Source organism: Rhodococcus sp. NPDC127593, assembly GCF_042671975.1.
In the GTDB taxonomy this organism is placed as follows: domain Bacteria; phylum Actinomycetota; class Actinomycetes; order Mycobacteriales; family Mycobacteriaceae; genus Rhodococcus_F.
Genome location: NZ_JBHXWI010000186.1, coordinates 1 through 1,250 on the forward strand (window position 1 = coordinate 1; position 1,250 = coordinate 1,250).

Annotated in this window: 1 protein-coding gene; it reads left to right on the forward strand. The window is 69.8% G+C overall.

Annotated features, from left to right (window positions below; translation table 11 throughout):
• Positions 1 to 1,250 (forward strand): ATP-grasp domain-containing protein (locus ACFVJ3_RS49510; protein WP_378459051.1); only part of this gene is annotated, 1,250 nt, incomplete at both ends.

Sequence of the window (1,250 nt, forward strand, 5' to 3'; positions counted from 1 at the left end):
CACATCGCCGAAAAAGCCAAGGCCCCGATGGCCGCCGGCACCAAGGACCCCGTCAAGAACGCCGACGAGGTCGTCGCCTTCGCGAAGGAATACGGTGTCCCCGTCGCCATCAAGGCCGCGTTCGGCGGCGGCGGCCGCGGCATGAAGGTCGCCCACACCATCGAGGAAATCCCCGAACTGTTCGACTCCGCCACCCGCGAGGCCGTCGCCGCGTTCGGCCGCGGCGAATGCTTCGTCGAACAGTATCTGGACAAGGCCCGCCACGTCGAAGCCCAGGTCATCGCCGACCAGCACGGCAACGTCATCGTCGCCGGCACCCGCGACTGCTCCCTGCAACGCCGCTTCCAGAAACTCGTCGAGGAGGCCCCCGCCCCCTTCCTCACCGACGACCAACGCACCCGCATCCACACCTCCGCCAAGGCCATCTGCAAAGAGGCCGGCTACTACGGCGCCGGCACCGTCGAATACCTCGTCCAGGGCGACACCGTCTCCTTCCTCGAGGTCAACACCCGCCTGCAGGTCGAACACCCCGTCACCGAGGAAACCGCCGGCATCGACCTGGTCCTGCAGCAGTTCAAGATCGCCAACGGCGAACCCCTCGACCTCCTCGAGGACCCCACCCCCCGCGGCCACGCCTTCGAATTCCGCATCAACGGCGAGGACGCCGGCCGCGGCTTCCTGCCCGCCCCCGGCCCGGTCACCAAGTTCGTGCCGCCCACCGGACCCGGCGTGCGGATGGACTCCGGCGTCGAAACCGGCTCGGTGATCGGCGGCCAGTTCGACTCCATGCTCGCCAAGCTGATCGTCACCGGCGCCACCCGCGACGAAGCCCTGGCCCGCGCCCGCCGCGCCCTCGCCGAATTCCAGGTCGAAGGACTGGCCACGGTCATCCCGTTCCACCGGGCCATCGTCGCCGACCCCGCCTTCATCGGCGACGGCACCTCATTCGACGTCTACACCAAGTGGATCGAAACCGAATGGGACAACCAGGTCGAACCGTTCACCGGCAACCAGCCCATTGACGAGGACGACACCCTGCCCCGGCAGAACGTCGTCGTCGAGGTCGGCGGCCGCCGCGTCGAGGTGTCCCTGCCCGGCCAGTTCACCCTCGGCACCGGCGGCGGAAACGCACCCGGGGCGGTCCGCAAGAAGCCCAAGGCCCGCACCCGCGGCGGCGCCGCCGGCGGCGCCGCCTCCGGTGACGCCGTCACCGCCCCCATGCAGGGCACCGTCGTCAAGGTCGCCGTCGA